Annotated in this window: 15 protein-coding genes; 6 read left to right on the forward strand and 9 right to left on the reverse strand. The window is 71.5% G+C overall.

The annotated features are described in order from the left end of the window. Positions 1-135: 135 nt before the first annotated feature. Positions 136-951 carry an IclR family transcriptional regulator gene (locus ACFUPX_RS20035; RefSeq protein WP_383323880.1) on the forward strand — a complete coding sequence of 272 codons (816 nt, stop codon included), beginning with the start codon at positions 136-138 and terminating at the stop codon, positions 949-951. A gap of 163 nt (positions 952-1,114) precedes the next feature. Here the strand turns inward: ACFUPX_RS20035 and ACFUPX_RS20040 are convergent, their stop codons facing one another. Continuing rightward, a complete protein-coding gene (locus tag ACFUPX_RS20040; RefSeq protein ID WP_383323883.1) occupies positions 1,115-1,765 on the reverse strand; it encodes a response regulator in 651 nt (216 codons plus the stop codon). Next, positions 1,762-2,988, reverse strand: coding sequence for a sensor histidine kinase (locus ACFUPX_RS20045; protein WP_383323886.1), 1,227 nt, complete (start codon positions 2,986-2,988; stop codon positions 1,762-1,764). Before ACFUPX_RS20045 ends, ACFUPX_RS20040 begins: the two co-directional genes overlap by 4 nt. A gap of 291 nt (positions 2,989-3,279) precedes the next feature. Between ACFUPX_RS20045 and ACFUPX_RS20050 the strand changes: the two genes are divergently transcribed. Next, a complete protein-coding gene (locus ACFUPX_RS20050) occupies positions 3,280-4,365 on the forward strand; it encodes an ABC transporter permease (protein WP_383323889.1) in 1,086 nt (361 codons plus the stop codon). Continuing rightward, the gene (locus ACFUPX_RS20055; RefSeq protein WP_383323891.1) at positions 4,362-5,060 is read left to right on the forward strand and encodes an ABC transporter ATP-binding protein; all 699 of its coding nucleotides are present in this window, start codon (positions 4,362-4,364) and stop codon (positions 5,058-5,060) included. The genes ACFUPX_RS20050 and ACFUPX_RS20055 overlap by 4 nt, the downstream gene beginning before the upstream one ends. Positions 5,061-5,308: 248 nt before the next feature. Here the strand turns inward: ACFUPX_RS20055 and ACFUPX_RS20060 are convergent, their stop codons facing one another. Beyond that, a complete protein-coding gene (locus ACFUPX_RS20060; RefSeq protein ID WP_383323894.1) occupies positions 5,309-5,611 on the reverse strand; it encodes a DUF5955 family protein in 303 nt (100 codons plus the stop codon). Between the two features lie 222 nt (positions 5,612-5,833). On the opposite strand from ACFUPX_RS20060, the gene ACFUPX_RS20065 reads away from it, so the two are divergent. Both ACFUPX_RS20065 and aceB read left to right on the forward strand, forming a co-directional pair. Next, the gene (locus ACFUPX_RS20065) at positions 5,834-6,466 is read left to right on the forward strand and encodes an NTP transferase domain-containing protein (protein WP_383323897.1); all 633 of its coding nucleotides are present in this window, start codon (positions 5,834-5,836) and stop codon (positions 6,464-6,466) included. 226 nt (positions 6,467-6,692) lie between these two features. Next, positions 6,693-8,312 carry a malate synthase A gene (gene aceB, locus ACFUPX_RS20070; RefSeq protein ID WP_383323900.1) on the forward strand — a complete coding sequence of 540 codons (1,620 nt, stop codon included), beginning with the start codon at positions 6,693-6,695 and terminating at the stop codon, positions 8,310-8,312. 111 nt (positions 8,313-8,423) lie between these two features. Here the strand turns inward: aceB and ACFUPX_RS20075 are convergent, their stop codons facing one another. From ACFUPX_RS20075 to ACFUPX_RS20085, 3 genes are read right to left on the reverse strand one after another with little or no spacing between them, the layout of a single operon-like run. Further along, positions 8,424-9,329, reverse strand: coding sequence for a HipA family kinase (locus tag ACFUPX_RS20075; protein WP_383323903.1), 906 nt, complete (start codon positions 9,327-9,329; stop codon positions 8,424-8,426). Positions 9,330-9,362: 33 nt separating this feature from the next. After that, positions 9,363-10,865 (reverse strand): cytochrome P450, encoded by a 1,503-nt coding sequence (locus ACFUPX_RS20080; protein ID WP_383323905.1) that lies wholly within the window; start codon positions 10,863-10,865, stop codon positions 9,363-9,365. After that, positions 10,862-11,815 (reverse strand): SDR family NAD(P)-dependent oxidoreductase, encoded by a 954-nt coding sequence (locus tag ACFUPX_RS20085; RefSeq protein WP_383323908.1) that lies wholly within the window; start codon positions 11,813-11,815, stop codon positions 10,862-10,864. Before ACFUPX_RS20085 ends, ACFUPX_RS20080 begins: the two co-directional genes overlap by 4 nt. A 98-nt stretch (positions 11,816-11,913) precedes the next feature. Here ACFUPX_RS20085 and ACFUPX_RS20090 point away from each other — a divergent pair, with 98 nt between their 5' ends. Then, the gene (locus ACFUPX_RS20090; RefSeq protein ID WP_383323911.1) at positions 11,914-12,429 is read left to right on the forward strand and encodes a nuclear transport factor 2 family protein; all 516 of its coding nucleotides are present in this window, start codon (positions 11,914-11,916) and stop codon (positions 12,427-12,429) included. 47 nt (positions 12,430-12,476) lie between these two features. On the opposite strand, the gene ACFUPX_RS20095 is transcribed toward ACFUPX_RS20090, so the two are convergent. The 3 genes from ACFUPX_RS20095 to ACFUPX_RS20105 all read right to left on the reverse strand — a co-directional run bounded on the left by ACFUPX_RS20095 (position 12,477) and on the right by ACFUPX_RS20105 (position 21,524). Beyond that, positions 12,477-12,896 (reverse strand): ester cyclase, encoded by a 420-nt coding sequence (locus ACFUPX_RS20095; protein WP_383323914.1) that lies wholly within the window; start codon positions 12,894-12,896, stop codon positions 12,477-12,479. 81 nt (positions 12,897-12,977) lie between these two features. Continuing rightward, positions 12,978-15,389: a KR domain-containing protein gene (locus ACFUPX_RS20100; RefSeq protein WP_383323917.1), complete on the reverse strand. Its 2,412-nt coding sequence runs from the start codon at positions 15,387-15,389 to the stop codon at positions 12,978-12,980. Positions 15,390-15,431: 42 nt separating this feature from the next. Beyond that, positions 15,432-21,524 (reverse strand): SDR family oxidoreductase, encoded by a 6,093-nt coding sequence (locus tag ACFUPX_RS20105; protein ID WP_383323920.1) that lies wholly within the window; start codon positions 21,522-21,524, stop codon positions 15,432-15,434. Between the last annotated feature and the right edge of the window lie 54 nt (positions 21,525-21,578).

The raw sequence follows: 21,578 nt of genomic DNA on the forward strand, positions 1-21,578 counted from the left end.
GAGAAGCGGACAAAGGCTCCCCGACCGGTCCCTGACCGGCCCTGACCGGCTCGGACGCCAGGGCCGGTCAAGGACCCGACGGGGAACCGCCCGGTAGGCTGCAGCCTTGCCCGTCAGCCCCGAAAGGACTGCGCCGTGCCGACGTCAAGCGCCAGCGACGCCTCCACCGAAGTCGCCGCCTCCAAGCCGCCCGCTGCCAGCGGTGGTGTCCAGTCCCTCGAGCGCGCCTTCGACCTCCTCGAACGGATGGCGGACGCCGGAGGCGAGGTCGGCCTGAGTGAGCTCTCAGCCAGCAGCGGCCTCCCGCTTCCCACGATCCACCGCCTGATGCGCACCCTGGTGGCCTGCGGCTACGTACGCCAGCAGCCCAACCGCCGCTACTCCCTGGGCCCGCGCCTGATCCGCCTCGGCGAATCGGCATCGCGCCTCCTCGGCACCTGGGCGCGGCCCTACCTCGCGCGCCTGGTCGAGGAGACCGGCGAGACCGCGAACATGGCCCTGCTCGACGGCGACGAGATCGTGTACGTCGCGCAGGTGCCGTCCAAGCACTCCATGCGGATGTTCACCGAGGTGGGCCGCCGGGTCCTGCCCCACTCCACGGGCGTGGGCAAGGCACTCCTCGCGCACACGCCGCCGGAGGAGGTGCGCGCCCTGCTCTCCCGCACCGGGATGCCCGCGGCCACGGAGAAGACGATCACCACGCCCGAGGGTTTCCTCGACGCGCTGGAGGAGGTCCGCAAGGCGGGCTTCGCGGTCGACGACAACGAACAGGAGATCGGGGTGCGCTGCCTGGCGGTATCGGTCCCGAACTCCCCCACGGCGGCGGCCATTTCGATCTCCGGCCCGGCGGGCCGTGTGACCGAGGCCGCGGTGGAGAAGATCGTGCCGGTGCTCCAGGAAGTGGCGGTGGAGCTTTCCGCCGCGCTGGCCAGCTCGGGGCCCCAGGCCTAGGGCGGGACTGCGAACTCCGGACGCCGAACTTCGGACGCCGGACGCCAGACGCCGGACGCCGGACGCCGGACGCCGGACGGGCTGAACCATCCAGCCTGTCCGGCATTTTCATGCCGGTTGCGTGCGGCTCCATACAGGCGGAGAGCTACGACTGCCCTCCTCCTCAGCCGCCGCCCCGGATCAGCCCACGCCCCGTCGCCACCGCCACCGCGGCCGTACGCGAGTCGACCCCCAACTTCGCGTAGATGTGCACCAGATGCGACTTCACGGTGGCCTGGCTCAGGAAGAGGCGCTTGCTGACCTCCTGGTTGGACAGGCCCTCCCGCACCAGCCGCAGCACCTCCAGCTCCCGCCCGGTCAGCGCCTCGCCGGGCGCCCGCATCCGGTCCATCAGCCGGTGCGCGATCGCGGGGGCGAGCGCCGACTGCCCCGCGGCGGCGGTCCGCACCGCCGCGGCGAGTTCCTCCGGCGGCGCGTCCTTGAGGAGATAGCCCGCCGCGCCCGCCTCCACCGCGGCGAGGATGTCGGCGTCCGTGTCGTACGTCGTCAGGACGAGCACCCGTGGCGCCCCCGCCACCGCGGTGATCGCGGCCGTGGCCTGCGCCCCGTGCATCCCCGCCCCGAACTGAAGGTCCATCAGTACGACGTCGAACCCGCCCGCGGCGGCGAGCGACACCGCGGCCTCGGCCGTCGCCGCCTCCGCCACGACGGCGAAGTCGGGCTCGGTGTCGAGCACCGCGCGAAGGCCCGCGCGCACGACGGGGTGATCGTCGGCGAGGAGCAGCCGAATGGGCCCCGGAGTCGCGGCGCTCACAGCGCGGCCCCCGCCAGGACGGCCGCCGTCGGAAGCGGCAGCGTGACCGCGACGGCGGTCCCCTGCCCCGGCGCCGACTCCACGCTCAGCGTCCCGCCGAGCGACCGGGCCCGCGCCCGCATGGCGGGCAGCCCGAATCCCCCGCCCTCGCTGGACGTGGTCGACGCCGGATCGAAGCCCCGCCCGTCGTCGACCACGTCCAGGGACACCGACGTGTCCATGAAGCTGAGGGTGATCTCGGCGCGTCCGGCACGCGCGTGCTGGACGGTGTTGGCGAGGGCGGACTGAGCGGTGCGGAGCAGGGCGACTTCGTACGGGGTGGGGAGCTCGGCGGGCGTACCGCTGACGGTGAACTGGACCTGTACGTCGGAGCCTGCGGACGCCGAGAGCCGCTCCAGCGCCCCGGCCAGCGAGCCGTGTTCCAGGTCCGGCGGACTGAGGGCCCGCACGAAGCGCCGCGCCTCGGCGAGGTTGTCCTGTGCGGCGGCGCGGGCCTGCTCGATGTGCGGCGCGGCGGGCGAGCCCGCGGGCAGTGCGCGTTGCGCGGCGCGCAGCAGGAGCTGGATGGAGGAGAGGCCCTGCGCGAGGGTGTCGTGGATCTCGCGGGCGAGGCGCTCGCGCTCGGCGAGGGTGCCCGCGGTGCGTTCGGCTGCGGCGAGCTCGGCGCGGGTCGCCATGAGCTCGTCGATCAGCTCGCGGCGCCGCTCGCTCTCCCGGTACAGCGCCTCGTACCCGAGCACGGTGGCGATCGCCATGGCCGCGCCGAGCAGCGGCCCGATGAAGCTGCCGGGCGAGAGGGGCGAGCCGTGCAGCACGAAGCTGGCGATGGCGGCCGCGGCGGTCAGCGCGACGGCGGGCAGGGCCCAGCGCAGGGGCAGCAGATGCAGTTGCAGGAAGTACAGGGGGAAGGCCGTCCACAGGCCGGCCGGCGACAGGACGAGCAGCGCCGCCCAGCACAGGCCGAGCGCCGCGAGCCACACGGCCGCCGCACGCTGCGAGCGCGCCACGGCCGGGCTGAGGGTGCCCGCCGCGTAGACACCCCCCATGGCAACCACGACCGCCACGACAACCCCGCCGCGCCCCGCACCGTCGCCCACGGCCCGCACGGCGGCAAGCGCCAGCAGCCCGACGAGCAGCGCGTGCAGGCAGAGGCGCAGGGTCAGGGCTACGGGGGTGATGCGGGAGGGGCTCGGTGAGCCACTCGGAGAGGGGGCGGAGAGCATGGGGGCCTCGGTGGGGGTGCGGGGTCGGGGGCGGGTGCGGAGGCCGGCGTTCCCCACCGGCCGGTGCCCGGCCCCCGGTTGCGACGATGCCGCGACCACCGGCACATCGAGCTGAGCTACCCGGCCGGGAGGTGGTGGCTCCGTGGAGGTGTTCATCGGACCGTCCAGCGTAGGCGCAGCCGCCCCCGTTTCCGTCAACCGAAAGGTTGACCGCGTGCTCCCTCCTTCGATTCGGGTGAAGCGTGCTGTGGCGCGATGCCGTGGGCCCCTTCGCGGACGGAGGGTGAGGGCATGTTCGTCGCATGGAGAGACCTTCGGTTCGCCAAGGGGCGGTTCGCCCTGATGGGAGCCGTCGTCGTGCTCATCACTCTGCTCGTGGGGCTGCTGTCCGGGCTCACGGCCGGGCTCGCGAGGGAGAACACCTCCGCGATCACCGGCCTGCCCGCCGACCGCCTCGCCTTCGCCGCGCCACCGGCAGGACAGTCCGCCTCCTTCACCGGCTCCCAGGTGGAGCAGCGCGCCTGGGAGAGCTGGGCGGGGCAGCCGGGCGTACGGTCCGCCGAGCCCATCGGCATCAGCACCCTGAACGCCACCGCGGGCGACCGCTCGGCCGCGGTCTCCGCCTTCGGGGTCGAGCCGGACGCGGGGATCGCTCCGCGGGGCGTCGCACCGGGCGAGGCCGTGCTCTCCGAGAAGGCCGCGGCGGACCTCGGCGTCGGTCCCGGGGACACCGTGCGGCTCGGCGGCGGCGGAGTCGAGGAGCGCGTCGCCCGGGTCGCGTCGGACGCCTCGTACAGCCACACCCCTGTCGTGTGGACCGCGCTCGACGACTGGCAGGGGCTCGGCCACCGGGGTACGTCGCTGGACGAGCAGGCCACGGTCATCGCGCTGCGGACCGGCGGCGGGGTGGATGTCGCCGCCGGGGACAAGGCGGCGGGCACGGAGACGAGGTCCCTGGACGACGCGCTCACGGCCATCGGCTCCTACCAGGCGGAGAACGGTTCGCTGCAGCTCATGCGCGGCTTCCTCTTCGTCATCTCCGCGCTCGTCATAGGGGCGTTCTTCACGGTGTGGACGATCCAGCGCGCCGGTGACATCGCGGTCCTGAAGGCCCTCGGCGCCTCCACTCCCTACCTGCTCAGGGACGCTCTCGGCCAGGCCGTCCTGATGCTCGCCGCCGGGACGGCCCTGGGGACGGGGATCGCGGCGGTCGTCGGCTCCGTGATCAGCGGCGGTGACGTCCCCTTCGTCCTCGATCCACCGACCGTCCTGTGGCCCGCCGCCGTGATGATCGCCCTCGGGGCGTTGGGCGCGGGCCTCTCCGTCCGGCGGATCACCGCCGTCGATCCGCTGACCGCGCTGGGGAGTACCCGATGAGCCTGTCCCTCGAAGACATCACGCTGACGTACCCGGACGGGGAGGGGTATCTCACGGCGCTCGACGGGGTCGGGCTCGACGTCCCCGCGGGGACGCTGACGGCGGTCGTCGGCCCCTCCGGCTCCGGGAAGTCCAGCCTGCTGGCGGTGGCGGCGACGCTCGTGACCCCCGATCGGGGGCGGGTCATGGTCGGCGGTACGGAGACGGGGGCGCTGTCGGCCGCCGAGCGGGCGGAGCTGCGGCGCGGGAGGATGGGCATCGTCTTCCAGCAGCCGAATCTCCTCGCGTCGCTGACCGCGCTCGAACAGGTGGAACTGATGGCACGCCTCGACGGACGCGGGCGTTCGAGCGAGGTCAGGGAGCGGGCACGGGAGCTGCTGGACACGGTGGGCCTGGCAGGACTGGCACATCGGCGCCCGCACCAGCTGTCGGGCGGGCAACGCCAACGGGTCGGTATCGCACGGGCGTTGATGAACGCCCCCGCGGTCCTCCTGGTGGACGAGCCGACCAGCGCCCTCGATCACGAACGGGGCGCGGCGGTCCTCGACCTCCTGGGACGGCTCACGCGGGAGTGGGGAACGGCAACGGTCCTGGTCACCCACGACCGCGCCCGCTTGGCCGTGGCCGACCGGGTGGTGGAACTGGTGGACGGAAGGGTGCTCGCGGAGGCCACTGCGGAGGGCGTTGCTCCCTGAGACCGACGGGGGCTTTGCCGCCCTCTGAGACCGCGGAGGGTGCCCCCGGGGATGACGGACGGCTTTGCCCGCTGAGGCCACGGAGGGCTTTGCACCCTGAGACCGGGGACGGCTCTGCCCGCGGAGACCGCGGAGGTATGCCCCCGCTGAGGTCGCGAACGCCTCCGCCCCCTCCGGCCACGGACGGCTATCCCTACCCCCGGCCGCCATCCCCCACCGGCGAAGCCCCTGATCGGCGGCGCGACAAGCTACCTGGGGCCCGGCTCTCCGAAGAGCTCCACCGCGCACCGGACCGCCGCGAGGCCCGCGGCCAGTGCGCTGACCGAGCCGATCGCGCCCGCGACGAGCAGCAGCGAACGGCGCAGCCTGGGCACCTCAGGGGCGCCGCTCAGCACCATCGCGGCCAGGGCCGCCAGCTCGTCCTCGGCGATGCCCCGGTCGGGGAACTCCACCGGATGTGCGGCGAGCTCACGGCGCAGCCGGGACACCGCGGTGCCCAACTCCGCGACTCGCGGATCCTCATCACTGCCGGCCACTTGCCTCTGCCCCATGCTCTGCAACACAGCTCTCCCCCTCGCACCACGTCGTGCGCAAGTCCTCGTGCGATTTTCGCCGGCCCCACGACGGCGTTGGTCAGACGCCTGGGGGCCGCGGGCCAGTAAACGCCACACGGAGCAGGACGCGCCACTTTATGGCCGGAAGACACGCCCTCGGCCGCCGAAGGCTCCCCAGGCCGTGGCGACCCGGCGGACCCGGTGCGGTATGCAGGAGCCATGACGACGAATCCGATGATCGCCGGGCTCCTCCTCGCGGCGGGCGGCGGGCGACGCCTCGGCGGCCGGCCCAAAGCGCTCCTGGACCACCAGGGGCGCCCCCTCGTGGAGCACGCGGTCCGTGTACTGCGCGAGGGCGGGTGCACGCGCGTGCACGTGGTGCTGGGGGCGGACGCCGACGTCGTACGCGAGAAGGCCTCGCTCCCCGGCTGCGTACTCATCGACAACCCCGAGTGGGCGCAGGGCATGGGTTCCTCGCTGCGGGCGGGGCTGAATTCCCTGCGCGAGCACGGCACCGACACCAGCACCGGAACCGGAACCGGCACCAGCCCTGACGCCGCACTCGTCTCGCTCGTCGATCAGCCGGGCATCGGCCCCGCCGCGATCGCCCGCGTCCACGCCGCCTACCGCTCGCCCGCCACCCTCGCGGCCGCCGCGTACGACGGAGAGCGCGGCCACCCGGTCCTCTTCGGCGCGGACCACTGGGCGGGCATCGCGGCGAGCGCGGTGGGCGACCGCGGGGCGCGCGCCTATCTGAAGGAACACGCCGCGCAGATCACGCTCGTCGAGTGCGCGGACGTGGCCCAGGCGTACGACATCGACACGCCCGCCGACCTGATCCACCTTGAGTGACCGGCATGGCACTCAGCGACACGTTCTGTCGACGGAGAGAATCTCGATATCAACAGACGATTGAACTTCCACTATGAGGAAACTAGTATCCACTGTTCAGAAGCACCCGTTCCCTCATGTGGGGCCCACGGCCGTATCTCGGCTCCGGTGGCACTGAGTGTCACTGCGAATGCCCGGCGGTCGCCACGGCACCACCTGTGAAGCTCGCTGAAGGAAGTGACAGCTCATGTCCGCACCAGCGCAGTCCCCGCTGGCCATCGTCGACGCGGAGCCTCTGCCGCGGCAGGAGGAGGTCCTCACCGATGCGGCCCTCGCCTTTGTGGCCGAGCTGCACCGGCTCTTCACGCCCCGCCGTGACGAGCTCCTCACCCGCCGCTCCGAGCGCCGCGCCGAGATCGCAAGCACCTCCACGCTCGACTTCCTTCCGGAGACCGCGGCGATCCGCGCGGACGACTCCTGGAAGGTGGCGCCGGCCCCGGCGGCCCTGAACGACCGCCGTGTCGAGATCACCGGGCCGACCGACCGGAAGATGACCATCAACGCCCTGAACTCGGGCGCCAAGGTCTGGCTCGCGGACTTCGAGGACGCCTCGGCACCCACCTGGGAGAACGTGGTCCTCGGCCAGCTGAACCTCGCCGACGCCTACGAGCGCCGCGTCGACTTCACGGACGAGCGCACCGGCAAGTCGTACGCCCTCAAGGACGCCGACGAGCTCGCCACCGTCGTCATGCGCCCGCGCGGCTGGCACCTGGACGAGCGCCACCTGCAGTTCGAGGGCACCCCGATCCCCGGCGCGCTCGTCGACTTCGGCCTCTACTTCTTCCACAACGCCAAGCGCCTGATCGAGCTCGGCAAGGGCCCGTACTTCTACCTCCCGAAGACCGAGTCGTACCTGGAGGCCCGCCTCTGGAACGACATCTTCGTCTTCGCGCAGGACTACGTCGGCATCCCGCAGGGCACCGTCCGCGCCACCGTCCTCATCGAGACGATCACGGCCGCGTACGAGATGGAGGAGATCCTCTACGAGCTCCGCGACCACGCGGCGGGCCTGAACGCGGGACGCTGGGACTACCTCTTCTCCATCGTCAAGAACTTCCGTGACGGCGGCTCGAAGTTCGTCCTGCCGGACCGCAACCTCGTGACGATGACGGCCCCCTTCATGCGGGCCTACACCGAACTGCTCGTGCGCACCTGCCACAAGCGCGGCGCGCACGCGATCGGCGGCATGGCCGCGTTCATCCCGTCCCGCAAGGACGCGGAGGTCAACAAGGTCGCCTTCGAGAAGGTCAAGAACGACAAGGACCGCGAGGCGGGCGACGGCTTCGACGGCTCCTGGGTCGCACACCCGGACCTGGTCCCGATCGCGATGAAGTCGTTCGACGCGGTCCTGGGCGAGAAGCCCAACCAGAAGGACCGCCTGCGCGAGGACGTCTCCGTGGCCCCGGGCGACCTGATCGCCATCGACTCCCTCGACGCGAAGCCCACGTACGACGGCCTGGTCAACGCCGTCCAGGTCGGCATCCGTTACATCGAGGCCTGGCTGCGGGGCCTGGGCGCCGTCGCCATCTTCAACCTCATGGAGGACGCGGCCACCGCCGAGATCTCGCGCTCGCAGATCTGGCAGTGGATCAACGCGGGCGTCGTCTTCGAGAACGGCAAGACCGCCACCGCCGACCTCGCCCGCGAGGTGGCCGCCGCCGAACTGGCCGCCATCCGCGCCGAGATCGGCGAGGAGGCCTTCGCGGCCGGCAAATGGCAGCAGGCCCACGACCTCCTCCTCCAGGTCTCCCTGGACGCGGACTACGCGGACTTCCTGACGCTCCCGGCATACGAGCAGCTGCGCTGATCCGTACCCCGGACATGACCAGGCCCCCGGCACCGCACAGCGCCGGGGGCCCAGTCATGTCCCCGTAGGGGGGCGCGGGGAACCGCGCGACCAGCCGCATACGACCCGCGGCTAACCGATGTGTCGCGACCAGTCCTGCTCGGCCGCAGGCTCCCCGTGCAGATCAGGAACCCGCTTCAACCAGGCCGGACGGCCCCGCTCGGTAGCCGCAGCACGCCGCGCGTCGGCGGCGGCGAGCTCGCCCCGGCTGGGAAAGTCCACCGGGAGCCAGGCCGCGGAGGCACGGGCACGGGCCAGAAGGAAGTCGACGTACGCATCCCGCACCGCGTCGGGAGACGGGAAACCGGGCTCATCGCCGAGCCACGCGTCGGGGACGAGCGCGGCGATCTCCCGGAGCATGCCTTCGGTGACGAGGGGGGCCAGAGCGGCATCGGCCGCCCGGGTGTCCGGCCCGTACCCGCCCAACGCGTGATGCCGGAAGTCGTACACCTTGTCGGGCGCCGTCGCGCCCCACCGGTGATGGAAGACAAGGGCCGCCCCGTGGTCGATGAGCCACAGCTTCGGCGGCTGGAGGCCGAACGTCGGCCAGACCATCAGGTTCGAACTGTGCACCGTGCGGTCGACGTTCGCGGTCAGAGCGTCGAGCCACACCACCTTGCCCGCCTCCAGCGGGTCCACGTCGAGCGCCTCGGGGGTGAAGTCCACGGCGCCCGGCAGGAGGTCCATGCCCAGGTTGAGCCCGGCGCTGGCGTGCAGCAGGTCCTGCACCTCCTGGTGGGGCTCGTCCGCCGCGACCGCCGGGTCGAAGTGGACCAGGACGAGTTCGGGGAAGCGCAGGCCGAGGCGGCGGGCCAGTTCGCCGACGATGATCTCGGCGACCAGCGCCTTGCGGCCCTGCGCGGAGCCGGTGAACTTCACGACGTACGTACCCAGGTCGTCGGTCTCGACGACGCCGGGCACGGAGCCTCCGGTCCGCAGCGGATTCACGTACCGGATCGCGGTGACTTCTCTGAGCACGCCTCAAGGCTATACGCCGCCGTCACCTCGTCATCAGCCGCCCGAGCCGCCGGTGACCGGGCATTTCCGCACGGACGCGACGCCGTCGGCGGCCCCGGCGGTGTCGTGGCCGACCTCGGCCGCGGGTGCGGGCGCGGGGCGGCTCCCGACGTGGGTGCGTTCGCGCGGCGTCAGGCGCACCATGACGTCCTGCAAGGGGCGCAGCGAGATCACCGGTGAGCCGTACTGCAGGGAGTGGCCCGGGATCATGCTCAGCTTGAACCGCTGGTTGATCATCGTGACGATGGTCCGCAGTTCGAGCAGCGCCATGGTGTTGCCGATGCACTGCCGCGGCCCCGCGCCGAACGGGAAGTAGGCCATGCGCGGGCGCTCCTTCACGGCCTGCTCGGTGAAGCGGTACGGGTCGAAGGCGAGCGGGTTGTCCCAGTGCAGCGGGTTGTGGTGGGACACGAGCGGTGACAGCAGGATCGACGAACCGGCTTCGATGTCGTAACCGCCGAGGCTGTCCGGTTCGACGGCGGCCCGGGGGAAGATCCAGATCGGCGGGTGCATCCGCAGGCTCTCGTCCACCACCATCCTGGTGTACGTCAGCGCGTCCGTGTTCTGCCGGTCCGGCAGGCCGCCGCCGAGGACTTGGTCGATCTCGGCGTCCACCTCCTCCTGCACGGGCGGGTGGTTGGCGATCGAGAGCAGGGTCCAGCACAGCGACACCGCGGTCGTCTCGTGTCCTGCCAGGTAGATGGTCAGGAGCTCGTCACGCAGCTCCTGGTCCGTCCAGGGCTCACCGGTGGCGGGGTCCACGGCCTGTTCCATCAGGGAGATCAGCGAACCCTCGCCGGTGCGCGCGTAGCTCTTGCGGACATCGGCGACGATCTTGTCGAAGACCCGGTGGATGCGGGCGATCTTGTGCTTGCGGTCGGTGGGCAGCCAGGACGGCAGCATCTCGGACGGCGTGCCGCGCCGGAACATCACCTCGACGACGTCGTCGACGATGTGCTTGAGCACCTTGGACGAGGGCTTGATGTCGTAGGCGAACAGCGAGCGGCTGAGCGTGATCAGGGTGAGCCTGAGCATCTCGGTCATCAGGTCGACCGGCTCGTCGTGCGCGGCCTTGGCCTCCCACTCGTCGAGCATCTCGTTCGTGGCGGTGACGATGTTCGGGACGATGTCGAGGATGGTGTTCTTCTGGAACGCGGGCTGGACCGCCCTGCGGTGCCCGCGCCAGTAGTCGCCGTCCGTGGTGAGCAGGCCCTTGCCCATGACGACGCTGAACTGCTCGTAGAGCGGGCCGCGCACGTAGTTGCCGTTGTTCTTCACCAGGACCTGCTGCACCGCTTCGGGGCCGGTGACCTGATGGACCGTCATCGGGCCGAGCCTCATGCGTACGGTCTCGCCGTAGTCGCGCTGGAGGCCGAGCAGGAACTCGGCGGTGTTGCGGCGCCAGGAACCGAGGCTGCCGAGCAGCGGCGCTCCCTTGGGGCCGGGCGCGCGGGCGGCGTCACGGGGTGTGGCGGCGGGGGCTGTGGTGGCGGTCATCGGCGTTCTCCTTCGTGACGGGGCTGCGGGGAGGGAGTCGTTGTCCGGCGGGCCCGGTCGATCGGTGTGGCCCCGCCGGGGCCGCGGCGGGCCTCGTCGCGGGGCACCGGGAACACGCGCCGCACGAAGAGGTTGTCGAAGACGACGTCCGGGGCGAGGCGGCGCAGCAGGAGGGTGCTGCGGGCGAGGAATCCGACGGGCCTGCGGGCGCCGGGGCGGGCGCTGCGGACCGTCCGCTCCACCACCTTGGCGACGTCGTCGGCCTGGATGGCGAAGGTGCCCGCCAGGCTGCGGCGGCTGCCGGTGTAGATGGCGTCGAAGTACTCGGCCGTGCGCCGGCGGAACGCGTCGTAGTCCTTGCCGACGGACTTGAAGTTGGCCACGTAGGTGGCGCCGAAGTCGGTCGTGCGCACCGGCCCCGGCTCGATGAGGACGACGCGGACGCCGAAGTCCGCCACCTCCAGGCGCAGGGCGTCGCTGAGCGCTTCGACCGCGTGCTTGGACGCCTGGTAGAAGCCGCCGCCGGGGACCGCGTAACGGCCGAAGATCGACGAGATGTTGACGATGGTTCCGCGCCGAGCGGCCCGCATCGCGGGCAGCACCAGCTGGCTGAGGCGGGCGAGGCCGAACACGTTGGTCTCGAACTGCCGTCGCATGTCGTCGAGGCCGGCCTCTTCCACGACGCCCGACATCGCGTATCCGGCGCTGTTGACCAGGGCGCCGACCGAACCGTGTTCGGCCTCGATGAGGTCGACGACCTCGCGCATGCTCGCTTCGTCGGTGACGTCGAGACGCAGCGTCCGGATTCCTTCGGCGGCCAGGGGGGCAAGGGTTTCCGGCCTGCGGGCCGTGGCGTACACGGTCAGACCGGACCGGTGCATCCGCAGGGCGCAGGCGCGGCCGATCCCGGAGGAACAGCCGGTGATGAGCACGGGCAGGGGTGTCGTCATCCCACTCTCCTATTCTCCGCCCCGATCATCGGGGTATTTCTCTGTACGGGGCGCCGTGGTATCAATTGAAGCGTCAGCGGAAAATAATTCGGTGGGCCGTGGAAAAAGCGACCCACCTGTTCGGGAGGCAGTTTATGTATCACCGAATCGTTGCCGCCAAGCTCCGCAAGGCTTTTGCCGACATCAACGCCGGGAACTGGCAGTCCATGGTGGACACTCTGGCACCGGATTTCACTTACGTGTTCTACGGCGAGCACGCGCTCTCCGGCGAGCGGCATACGGTCGAGGCGATGAGCCTGTGGTGGCAGCGGGTTTTCCGGCTGATTCCCGACGCCGGTTTCGAGCCGCTGGAAATCATCATTTCCGGCGGCCCCTGGATGACCAAGGTGGCGACCCGCGTCCGCATCGGCGGGCCGCTGCCCGACGGCACGCGCTACGACAACATCATGACCCAGTTCATGCATCTGAAGTGGGGCAGGATCACCGAGATCCACACCCTGGAGGACACCGTCGTCCTCCAGCGGGCACTGGACTCCATCGCCGCATCCGGTAACGCGGAGGCACACGCCGAACCCATCACCGACGCGTACGCGCGCTCCGTCCGCCAGGGCTGAACGTCGCGCGCCGGCCCCGGCACCCTGGGGTGCCGGGGCCGGTGGCCTCATCCCAGGGCGCCGAGCTGCTTGGCCAGTTCGAGCCCGTCGAGGGAGAACCAGCTCTCGACGATCTTGCCGCCGTCGAAGGCGTCGATCACGATGCCGCTGACGGCGAACTCGCGCCCGATGGCCGGCACGCCCTCGTAGGGCTCCCCGGTGTGGGTGCCGCGCGCGGTGAACCGGCTGACGACCTTCTCGTCCTCCAGGATCCAGTCGTCGACCGTCACGTGGAGGTCGGGGAACGACGCGCGCTGCAGGCGCACCCACTCCTTGAGGTGCTCGACGCCCTCCTTGCCGTTCGGAGCCGTTCCGTGGCTGATGTGGTCGTCACCGGCGCCCTCGTAGATCACATCGAGGTTGCCCTTGTTGAGGCACTCCTCGTAGTAGCGCTCCAGTACGGCCTTGTTCTCCAGCAGCTTCGACATGTGTACCTTCCTCGATCTCCGTGCGGTGCATTTACCTGCATTATTTTGATGGGTGCTGCATTTCGGTTCCCGAAAGGGTGGTCAGCCGTTTCCGACCGGCCCACGCAGGCCGGAAACGGTCATGACAGGAGCCCCGGAATCCGAATTCTTCACTCGCCACACCCCGAGGGCGGGATCTCCCTCGATGAGGGAATTGCCGTACTCCTCGGAGTGGAATGCGATACGGCCGATGACCAGGGGGTCCTTCGCGACCGAAACGCCCTCGCCCTGGCTGGCGCAGGCCCTGATCACGTTCTCCAGGGCGGAGACGGACAGTGCCGTGCGCGGCGCGTGGAGCGTCGCCCACAGATCGTTGGGGACGCACGGCCGCACCACGGCGGTCAGGCCGCTGTCCGCTCCCTCGGACCAGACGGCGGCGGGCACCACCGAGGCGCGCCAGCTCAGCAGCGGCGGGCCGGAGCGCCAGACGGTCGTCGGCTTCACGTCGCGCCGCGGCGGGGCGGGTGAGCGGGTGTCGGCCGACTCGTGGACGACGCGCAGGGTGGCCTCGGGCCCCTCCCCGGCGTCCGACACCCTCCGGAACCGCACCGCGACGACCCAGGCGTCGCCCTCGAAGGCGCCGCTCACCTCCCGCTCCCACACGGCAGGACCCGAGTCGAGCCGCAGCAGGTCCAGCGGTACGACGACCTCCTCCACGCAGCCGGCCCGCAGCACCCGGAAGTCCTCCGGGACGATCCACTCCGCGCCGCGCACCGCACTCTCCAGGAGAATGCTCACGGGGACGGCGGCCGTGCCGTCCACCAGGAAGTCGCCCAGAACCGGGGCCCGTTCGGGGTCGAACGTCACGTGCGACACCATGCGGACGTGCGGTTGGTAGGTGGTCACCTCTCCGAGGTGGAAGATCCGCGGGTAGGTGCCGGTGAAGCCCGGCAGGTCGGGCACGACGGGGTAGTCGGTCGCCTGTCCTGGACTCATCGCCCTGCCCAGCGGCCCCACGAAGGTGACCTCGCCCTCGGATCCCGCCCGCAGCTCGGCCTGCCACTTGGCGAGTCCCTCGGTGATGTCGATGGCCGCCATGTAGCGCAGCGTCGCCGAGAAGTTGGAGATGAGGCCGATGCGGTCCCAGGTCGGCCAGGCGAGCGTCATCACGGGGAAGTCGGCGCGGCGCTGCGCCCACCGGCCGAGCCGGGCAAGACCCTCGTTGGCCGCCGCGTACTCGAGCTGGCCGACCATCCCGCCGAGCCGGCCGGTGAGGGAGCCGACGCTGCAGAAGAACTTGAGCTGCCCGTCGCCCAGTTCGCGTACTTCCTCGAAGAGGTTGAGGAAGCCCCCGATCTTGGTGCGGACGGTCCGCAGGATCTCCTCGTCGCTCTTCTTGGGCAGCCTCGCCGCGGTGTCCACCCCCGCGTTGTGCACGACTCCGGTCAGCGCGGCGCCCTCGCGCGCCAGGAGGGCGCGCACCTGCTCCGGGTCGGTGAAGTCGCACCGGGCGTAGTCGACGCGCAGCCCGCTGCTTCTGGCTTCGGTGATGTTGGTGGCCAGTTCCCACAGGCGGCGGACGCGGGCGATGTCCCGCCGGATGTCGGTCGGTGTCACCCCCTGCCGCAGCCCGGCCCACAACTCCTTCTCGTACGCCTTGCGTTCGCTCTCGCCGACGCCGAACCACGGTTCGTCGCCGGTGGGGAAGTCCTCCCGGCCCGTCACCACGACCCGCAGGCCGTAGGTGGCGGCGAGCGAGCGGGCCAGTTCCCAGCCGATGCCCCGGCCGCCGCCCGAGATCAGCACGCAGTCGTCGGGGCCCAGCGGGACGGTGGGCTCCCCGGCCGCCTTGGCGACGGGGGTGAGGGTCAGCCGCTGTCCGTCGCGGTGTCCGACCTCCAGCTCGCCGGGCCGCCCCAGTTCGGCGGCGACGATGCCCGGCAGGTCCCGCGCGGCGGTCAGGCTCGTGTCGACGACGCGGGCGTTGCAGTTCGGCAGTTCGCGGTGCAGCGTCTTGGCGAGGCCCGCCCAGACGCCACCGAGCGGCTGCGCCAGATCGTCCTCGGGATGGTGGCCCATCCCGCCGCCCAGGTAGGTCACGGCCAGGTAGTACAGGCGTCGCGCCGATGTCTCGGTGGACCAGTCGTCGTAGTGCGCGCGCAGCGCGGCCACCGTCTCCATCAGCGGCTCGCGCCAGGCTTCGCCCGGGTCGGCGGACGCGGAGCCCACCGTCAGGTCGACGATCGCGTCGACGGCGCCGCCCTCGTCCCCCAAGGCCGCCGGGTGACGGCGCACCAGGGCTCCGTGCCCGGCCAGTTCGCGCTCCACGGCTGCGGCGCTCTCCCGGTCGCCGCCGAGCAGCAGGACCCGCATCCCGCTGAGCCGCGCGGGGTCGGCGGTGGCCGCCGGCAGGGCGGTGAGCTGCCACTCCATCCGGCTCACCGCCTGTACGGGGGCGTTGCCCGCGTCGTCGGCGGACACCGGCGGGGGCGGCTGTTCGCGTACGGATGTCATGCTGCGATTCCTTCCTCGTCGGTCATGGGCAGCCGCCTGTGGTCAGTCACGGTCGGCCGCGACGGCTTCGCCGGTCCGTGCGTCGACATAGCCGATCAACGTCGCCTGCATGTCCTTCATCTGCAGGACCATCCGGCCGTCCCGCCGGGTCGCGACGAACCGGTTGTCGACCAGGTCCGCGGCCAGGTCGAAGCCGGGCGGCGTGGCGTACAGCTCGATGTCCTCGCCGGATCCGGACAGGGTCAGGTCGTTCGTGTCCTCGTACAGATCGATGCGACGGATCGACAGCGGCGCCGCGACGGGGATCAGATGGCCGTCGACGAGGTCGAGGACCCCGACCCTGGCCAGGCCGTCCAGCAGGATGCTGGGGACGGTGAACCGCTGCCACGTCGGGTCGTCGGCGGGCAGCGACAGGGCGTAGCGGCCCCGCTTGCCGTTGGGGTGGATACGGGTGTCCGTGGTCGACACGAACGGCCCGGTGAGCTGTACCGGTGAGCCGGGCTGGTGGTAGGGATCGGGCACCGGGGTGTCGTCCGCGGTGTCCCACGCCTCCCAGTGCGGGGCGGCGGGGAGTGCGTCGGCGAGCAGGACCCGGGCGGTGAAGTGCACCCGGTCCTTGACGAGTACGACGCCGGTCGGTGAGACCACGTCCTCGGTGATCCGCACCTCGACGGCGGTCGTGGAGCCGTCGGACGCGGCGATCCGGGCGTGCAGCCGCTTGGGCGCCGTCGGCAGGTCGCGGTAGACGCGCAGGAAGTGCTCGAAGCGCAGGTCCTCGAAGGCGACCACACGCTGGTCGGGGACCAGGTGCCGGGCGGCCTCCGCGGCCATCTCCGTGACGAACGTGCCGGGCAGGGTCGGCTCGCCGCGCACCGTGTGGTGCTCCAGATAGCCGTCGGTGTCCAGGTCGAAGCGGCACTCGAACTCGGCGGACGTCGCCGACGACTCGACGACCCGGCGCAGGAAGAAGCCGGGCTCCGGCGCGGCGGGAGCCGCGTCGACGGCGGCCGGGTCCTGCGTGAGGTACCCGGGGTAGAACTCCTCGACGGTGGCGCGTTCGGCGTCCCCCAGGTGGACGAGCGATGCCCGCCGCACGGGCGCGTGCAGTTCCTGCACGAAGTGGTGCACGCCCTCGGGGACCGCCATGCTGCTGTAGGACCCGGCCCGCTCGTAGTACGCCTTGGTCAGTTCGTTGGCGCCCATGCCGACACCGGCCCACAGCGTCCAGCCGATGGTGAACTCGTCGAGCTCGGACGAGGCCGCCGCATAGGTGGCCGCGCTGCCCAGGAAGTCGTTGGCCGACGCGTAGTCGGACTCGCCGAGTTGTCCGAAGTACCCCAGCAGCGAACCGAAGTTGCACCAGGTGCGGGGCGGGGCATCGCGCAGCGCGTACTTGAGGTTGAGATACGACTCGACCTTCAGGTCACGGATGGAGGTGAACTCCGCGAAGTCCTTGTCCTTGATGAGCGCGGAGCGCTGGAGCCCCGCGGCGTTCACCAACAGGTCGATCCGCCCGTGCTCCTGGAGCACCGCGCCGACGGCCTTCTCCACCTGGGCGCCGTCGCGCATGTCGCACTGCACGTAGCTGACCCGGCCCGCGCCGCTGTGCTCCGCCATCACGTCGAGGTTGTGGCGGGCGTCCCTGGCGTTCAGCATCCGGTCGAAGGACTTGTTGAGGTCCGCGACCGACGGGCGCTTGCCCGCGCCGCCGCCCTTGCCCTTCGTCTTGCCCTTGCCCTTGGACTTGGCCAGTTCCGTCTTGATGTACGCCGCCCGGCCGGCCGCGAACTCCTCGTCGCTGCCTTCGAAGACCGACGGCGGGTAGCTGTCCAGGTCGTTGCTGCCGAACACATGGATGCGGGGGCCGAACTCGGCGGCCACCGCCTTGAGCACTTCGGCGGTGATGCCCCGGGCGCCACCGGCGACGACGACCACGGAGTCCCGGTCGAGCACGGCCGGGGTGGCGGCGTCCAGGGCGGCCGGCTCGTCGTGCAGCCGGGGGGTGCGGCGCACTCCCCCGGCGTCGACGACGACGGGGAAGTCCCGGTACGCCCTGCTCTCCTCCTCCACGCGCCGTATCCCGTCGGCCGCTTCGGTGGCCGAGGTGAGGAGCGCGAAGCTGGTGCTGTCGGTCAGTTCGCGTCCCGCGCTCTTGAGCAGCCCGGTGAACAGGCCGGAGAAGGGATGCGGGGTGCCGCCGGGCACCGCGTCGAGGAACAGCATGACGAGGGTGGAATCGGCCGTGGAGAGACCGGCGTGCGCCTGCTGGAGTGCGAGGTAGGTCGCGTCGTGCAGGGCGAGCACGGGCGCCGAGCCCTCGGTGAGCGGCTGCCCGGCGGGTGCGGAGCTGCCGAGACCCGCGAGGACCCGCAGGTGCGTGACCGGTCGCCCGGAGTCCCCCAGGGCCGCGCGGACGGCGTCCGGGGTGACCTCGGGCAGGTGGTGCCAGCCGGGCCGTGCGGCCGCCAGCGGGGTGGTGGACAGCACGGTCAGCGTCGTGTCGGGATCCACCGCTTCGGCCAGCGGACCCGGGATGTCGGTGACGACGAGGGCGCCGTCCGGCAGGAACGCGATCGGCTCCCGCACCTGCCTGGCCGGTGTCTCGTCGAGCACCGGAACCTGGCGGCGCACCCGCAGGGGGACGCCGTCGCCGGTGTGCGTGGCCGACACGAAGCTCTCCGGCAGGGTGGCGGTGACGCTCTCCGGCAGGGTGCCGGTGACGTCGGTGTCGCGCTCCTTGCCCTGTGCCGGGCCGGGAGTAGCGGGACCCGGGACCGTGAGCCGCAGCCTGGCGCCCGGTGCGCCGCCGGTCTGGTCGCAGGAGACCTCCACCGTGCCGGCGGGCCCGTGCAGGGCCTTCAGTACGGCAAGGCCTCCGGCGGCGCCCAGGTAGCGGGCGTTCTCGGGCTCCGTGCACCGCACGGAGTCCTCCGCGTGTGCGGCACCGGCGTGCGCGGTCGCGCTGCCGAGCGGCTCGTCGACGTACGCGAGGATCGGCAGACCCTCGCGCTCGGCCCGCTCCTCGGTGGCGAGGGCGAACAGGAACGCGCCCTCGGCGAGTTCCCGCTCCTGCTCAGGCAGCAGGCCGCCGATCAGGGAGCGGTACTCGGGCAGGCTGTTGCCGTTGATGCCGCCCGCCAGCGCGAAGTCGAGCTCGCCGGTGCGCAGATAGCGTCCGGCCGACGTGATCGACGACAGCGCGGAGGCGAATCCGGAGTCCATGGTCATGTTCGGGCCGTGGAGGTCGAAGTAGTTCGACACCCGGGCGGAGATGATGTTGGGCATCTGTCCGGGGAACGCGTCCTCGTTGGACTCCGGGATCATCGACCTGACCTGGTCGCGCAGCCGCTCGAGCACCTGCCCCGCGGCGGGTGAACCGGCCAGCGGCGAGTCCGCTACGGCCTGCCCGATGTCGTCGAGGTAGCAGCGGTTCGCGTACAGCATGGCGGCCCGGGTCGGGCCCATGTGCCCGACGAAGACACCGGTGTTGTCGGCCTGCTCGTCCCAGAAATCGGGCAGCTGGTCGCGGAGGCGGTGGGCGCACTGGAGGATCATCAGCTGGCACCGGTCCAGGGCCCTGATGGTCTTGGGCGGCAGCCTGACCTCGTTGAACGGCGGCGAAGGGTAGGCGGCGCCGAAGCTGTCGAGCGGCGGCTGCCCGCCCGCCAGCCAGCCCGAGACCTCGTCGCGGTCCGCGAGGCCGGGCAGGTGCGAGGACCAGCCGACGATCACCACACGGCTGTCGGGGTCCGGCTTCTTGGTGGCGGGGATCGTCCCGGCGGGCGCCTCCAGCGGTTCAGGTGCCTTCGCCTGGGGCTGAGACACCGTCACCTGGGCCGTCGCCACGCGGGGTTGGTTCTCGGCGACGATCAGGTGTGCGTTGGTCCCGCCGAAGCCGAATCCGGACACGGCGGCGAGGCGGGGCCTGTCGCTGCGCCCGGCCCACTCCTGCGCCTGGAACGGAATGTCCAGCTGGGTCTCGGCGAGGCGGAAGTCCTCACGCGGGTTGGTGAAGCGGAACTGGCCGGGAATGGTCTGCTTCTCCAGGCCCTTGAGGTTCTCGATGAGCGAGACCACACCGGCCGCCCAACCGGTGTGCCCGATCAGGGACTTGTTGGAGGTGACCGCGGTCGCCCGCTCCGTGCCGAAGTGTTCCCGCAGGGTGGAGAACTCCGCGAGGTCGCCGGCGGGAGTACCGGTCGCGTGCGCGTTGATCCAGTCCACGTCGTCGCCGTCGACGTCGCCGTTCTCCAGCGCGCGCCGCACGGCGAGGCTCTGGCCCGCCGAGTTCGGCGCGTAGATCGCCTTGCCCTTGCCGTCCGACGACGAACCGAACGCCCGCAGCACGCCGAGGACCTGGTCGCCGTCCTCCTGGGCCTTGCTGAGCCGCTTGAGCACGACCAGGGCGGCGCCGTCGGCGAAGATCACGCCGTCGGCCGCCTCGTCCAAGGAGTGCACCTGGCCGCTCTTGGAAAGGCCCTGGAGCTTGGAGAAGAGCACGGTGCCGCGCGGCGCCAGGGCGAACGCCCCGCCGCACACGGCGATGTCCTGCTTGCCCATCAGCAGGCCCTTGGCCGCGATGTCGATGGCGTACAGCGAGGAGGAGCACGCGGTGTCGACCATGTGGAGCTCGGTGGACGACGGCAGGATGCCCTGCATGGCCAGCTCTCCGACCCGGTGCGGCAGGAACCGGGAGGGGTTCTGGCCGCCGCGCCGGTAGCGGCGGGCCAGGGACTCGTCCATGCCGCCGCGCAGCTCCTGCCGCTCGCCGTCGGACAGCGCCAGGTCGTCGATGATGTCGTGCGTCATCCTGCTGACGCTGTCGAGGACCCCGGCCTCCTCCAGGTGCTGGCTGCCGTCCGGGGTGTAGCCGACGACGAAGGAGCAGTTGTCGGTGTCGGTGCGGCGGACCCCGTCGAGCGCCTGGACCAGGCTGTGGCGCAGCCACTGGGTGGTGAGCTCCTGGTCGTCGGCGCTCCCCTCCATGCCGTCCAGGGCGCCCTCTGCGGGCTCGAATCCGGTGATGAACACGCAGCGGTCGGCGTACGCCTTGTCCTCGGCGGCGGTGTCCGCCGAGTGGAAGCTCTCGTGCTGCCAGCGGTCCGCGGGGACCTCGACGAACAGCTCGTCCCCGGTCATGCGGAGCTTCCAGAACTCCTCGGGGCTGTTGGCCCCGGCGACGGCGAGACCCATGCCGACGACGGCGATCGAGTCGTCCCCGAACTCCGCCTCCGAGACCTCGGCTTCGGATACCTCGGCTTCGGAGGAATCGGAATCGGCCACCGCAAGCGGTGCTTCGGCTGTCGGCTCCGGTGTACCGACCGTGGCCGCCGGTGCCTGCACCGCCCGGTCCTCCGCGGGAGGCGACAGCAGGGCCGCGCCGAGCGTGAGCCCGCCGTCGGCGAGTACGACCTGGCCGGTGATCCAGCGGGAGTCGTCGGAGGCGAGGAAGGCCACCACCCCGGCGAACTCCTCCGGCGTGCCGAGCCGCCCCCACGGCGTGGCCCGCGCGATGACGTCCTGCATCCGGGCCGCGTCGGGGAACTTGTCCGCCACCTCGCTGCTCAGCATGGCCGCGGACGCCGTGTTGACCCGGATCCCCAGCGGGGCGAGCTCCACCGCCAGGTACCGCGAAGCGGCCTCGGCCGCGGCCTTCGCCGGTGCGCAGGCCAGGTAGTTGGCCATCACCATCTGGGAGCCGCCGAGTGCGGAGACCGTGACGATCGAGCCGCCACCGCCCCTGGCCATCAGCGGCGCGGCGGCGCGTGCGCAGCGCAGCCCGCCCTTGTAGTTGATCTCGATGGCCTTGTCGAGGTGTTCGTCGGTGACCGACGCCGACGGCAGCAGAGCGCCGTCGGCGGCGCTGTTGACGAGGATGTCGAGCCGGCCGTGCAGCCGGTCGATCTCCGCGAACATCCGGTCGACCTGCTCCTGCCTGGCCACCGACGCACGGATCAGGTCGACCCGGTGGCCCTCTGCGGTCAGTTCGTCGCGGGTGGCCTTGGCCTGGTCGTGGGAGTGGAAGTAGTTGAGGACGATCGCGGCGCCGCGCGTGGCGAGTTCACGCGCGATCGCCTTGCCTATCCCCTTCGATCCGCCGGTGACCAGGGCCACCTTGCCTGTGAGGTCGTTCATGGAACACGTGCCCTTCTGGAGCCGGGAGGACGAGCGGAAGCCGCGGGACGCCGC

Origin of the sequence: Streptomyces sp. NPDC057302, from assembly GCF_042667685.1 — a bacterium.
Classification (GTDB): domain Bacteria; phylum Actinomycetota; class Actinomycetes; order Streptomycetales; family Streptomycetaceae; genus Streptomyces.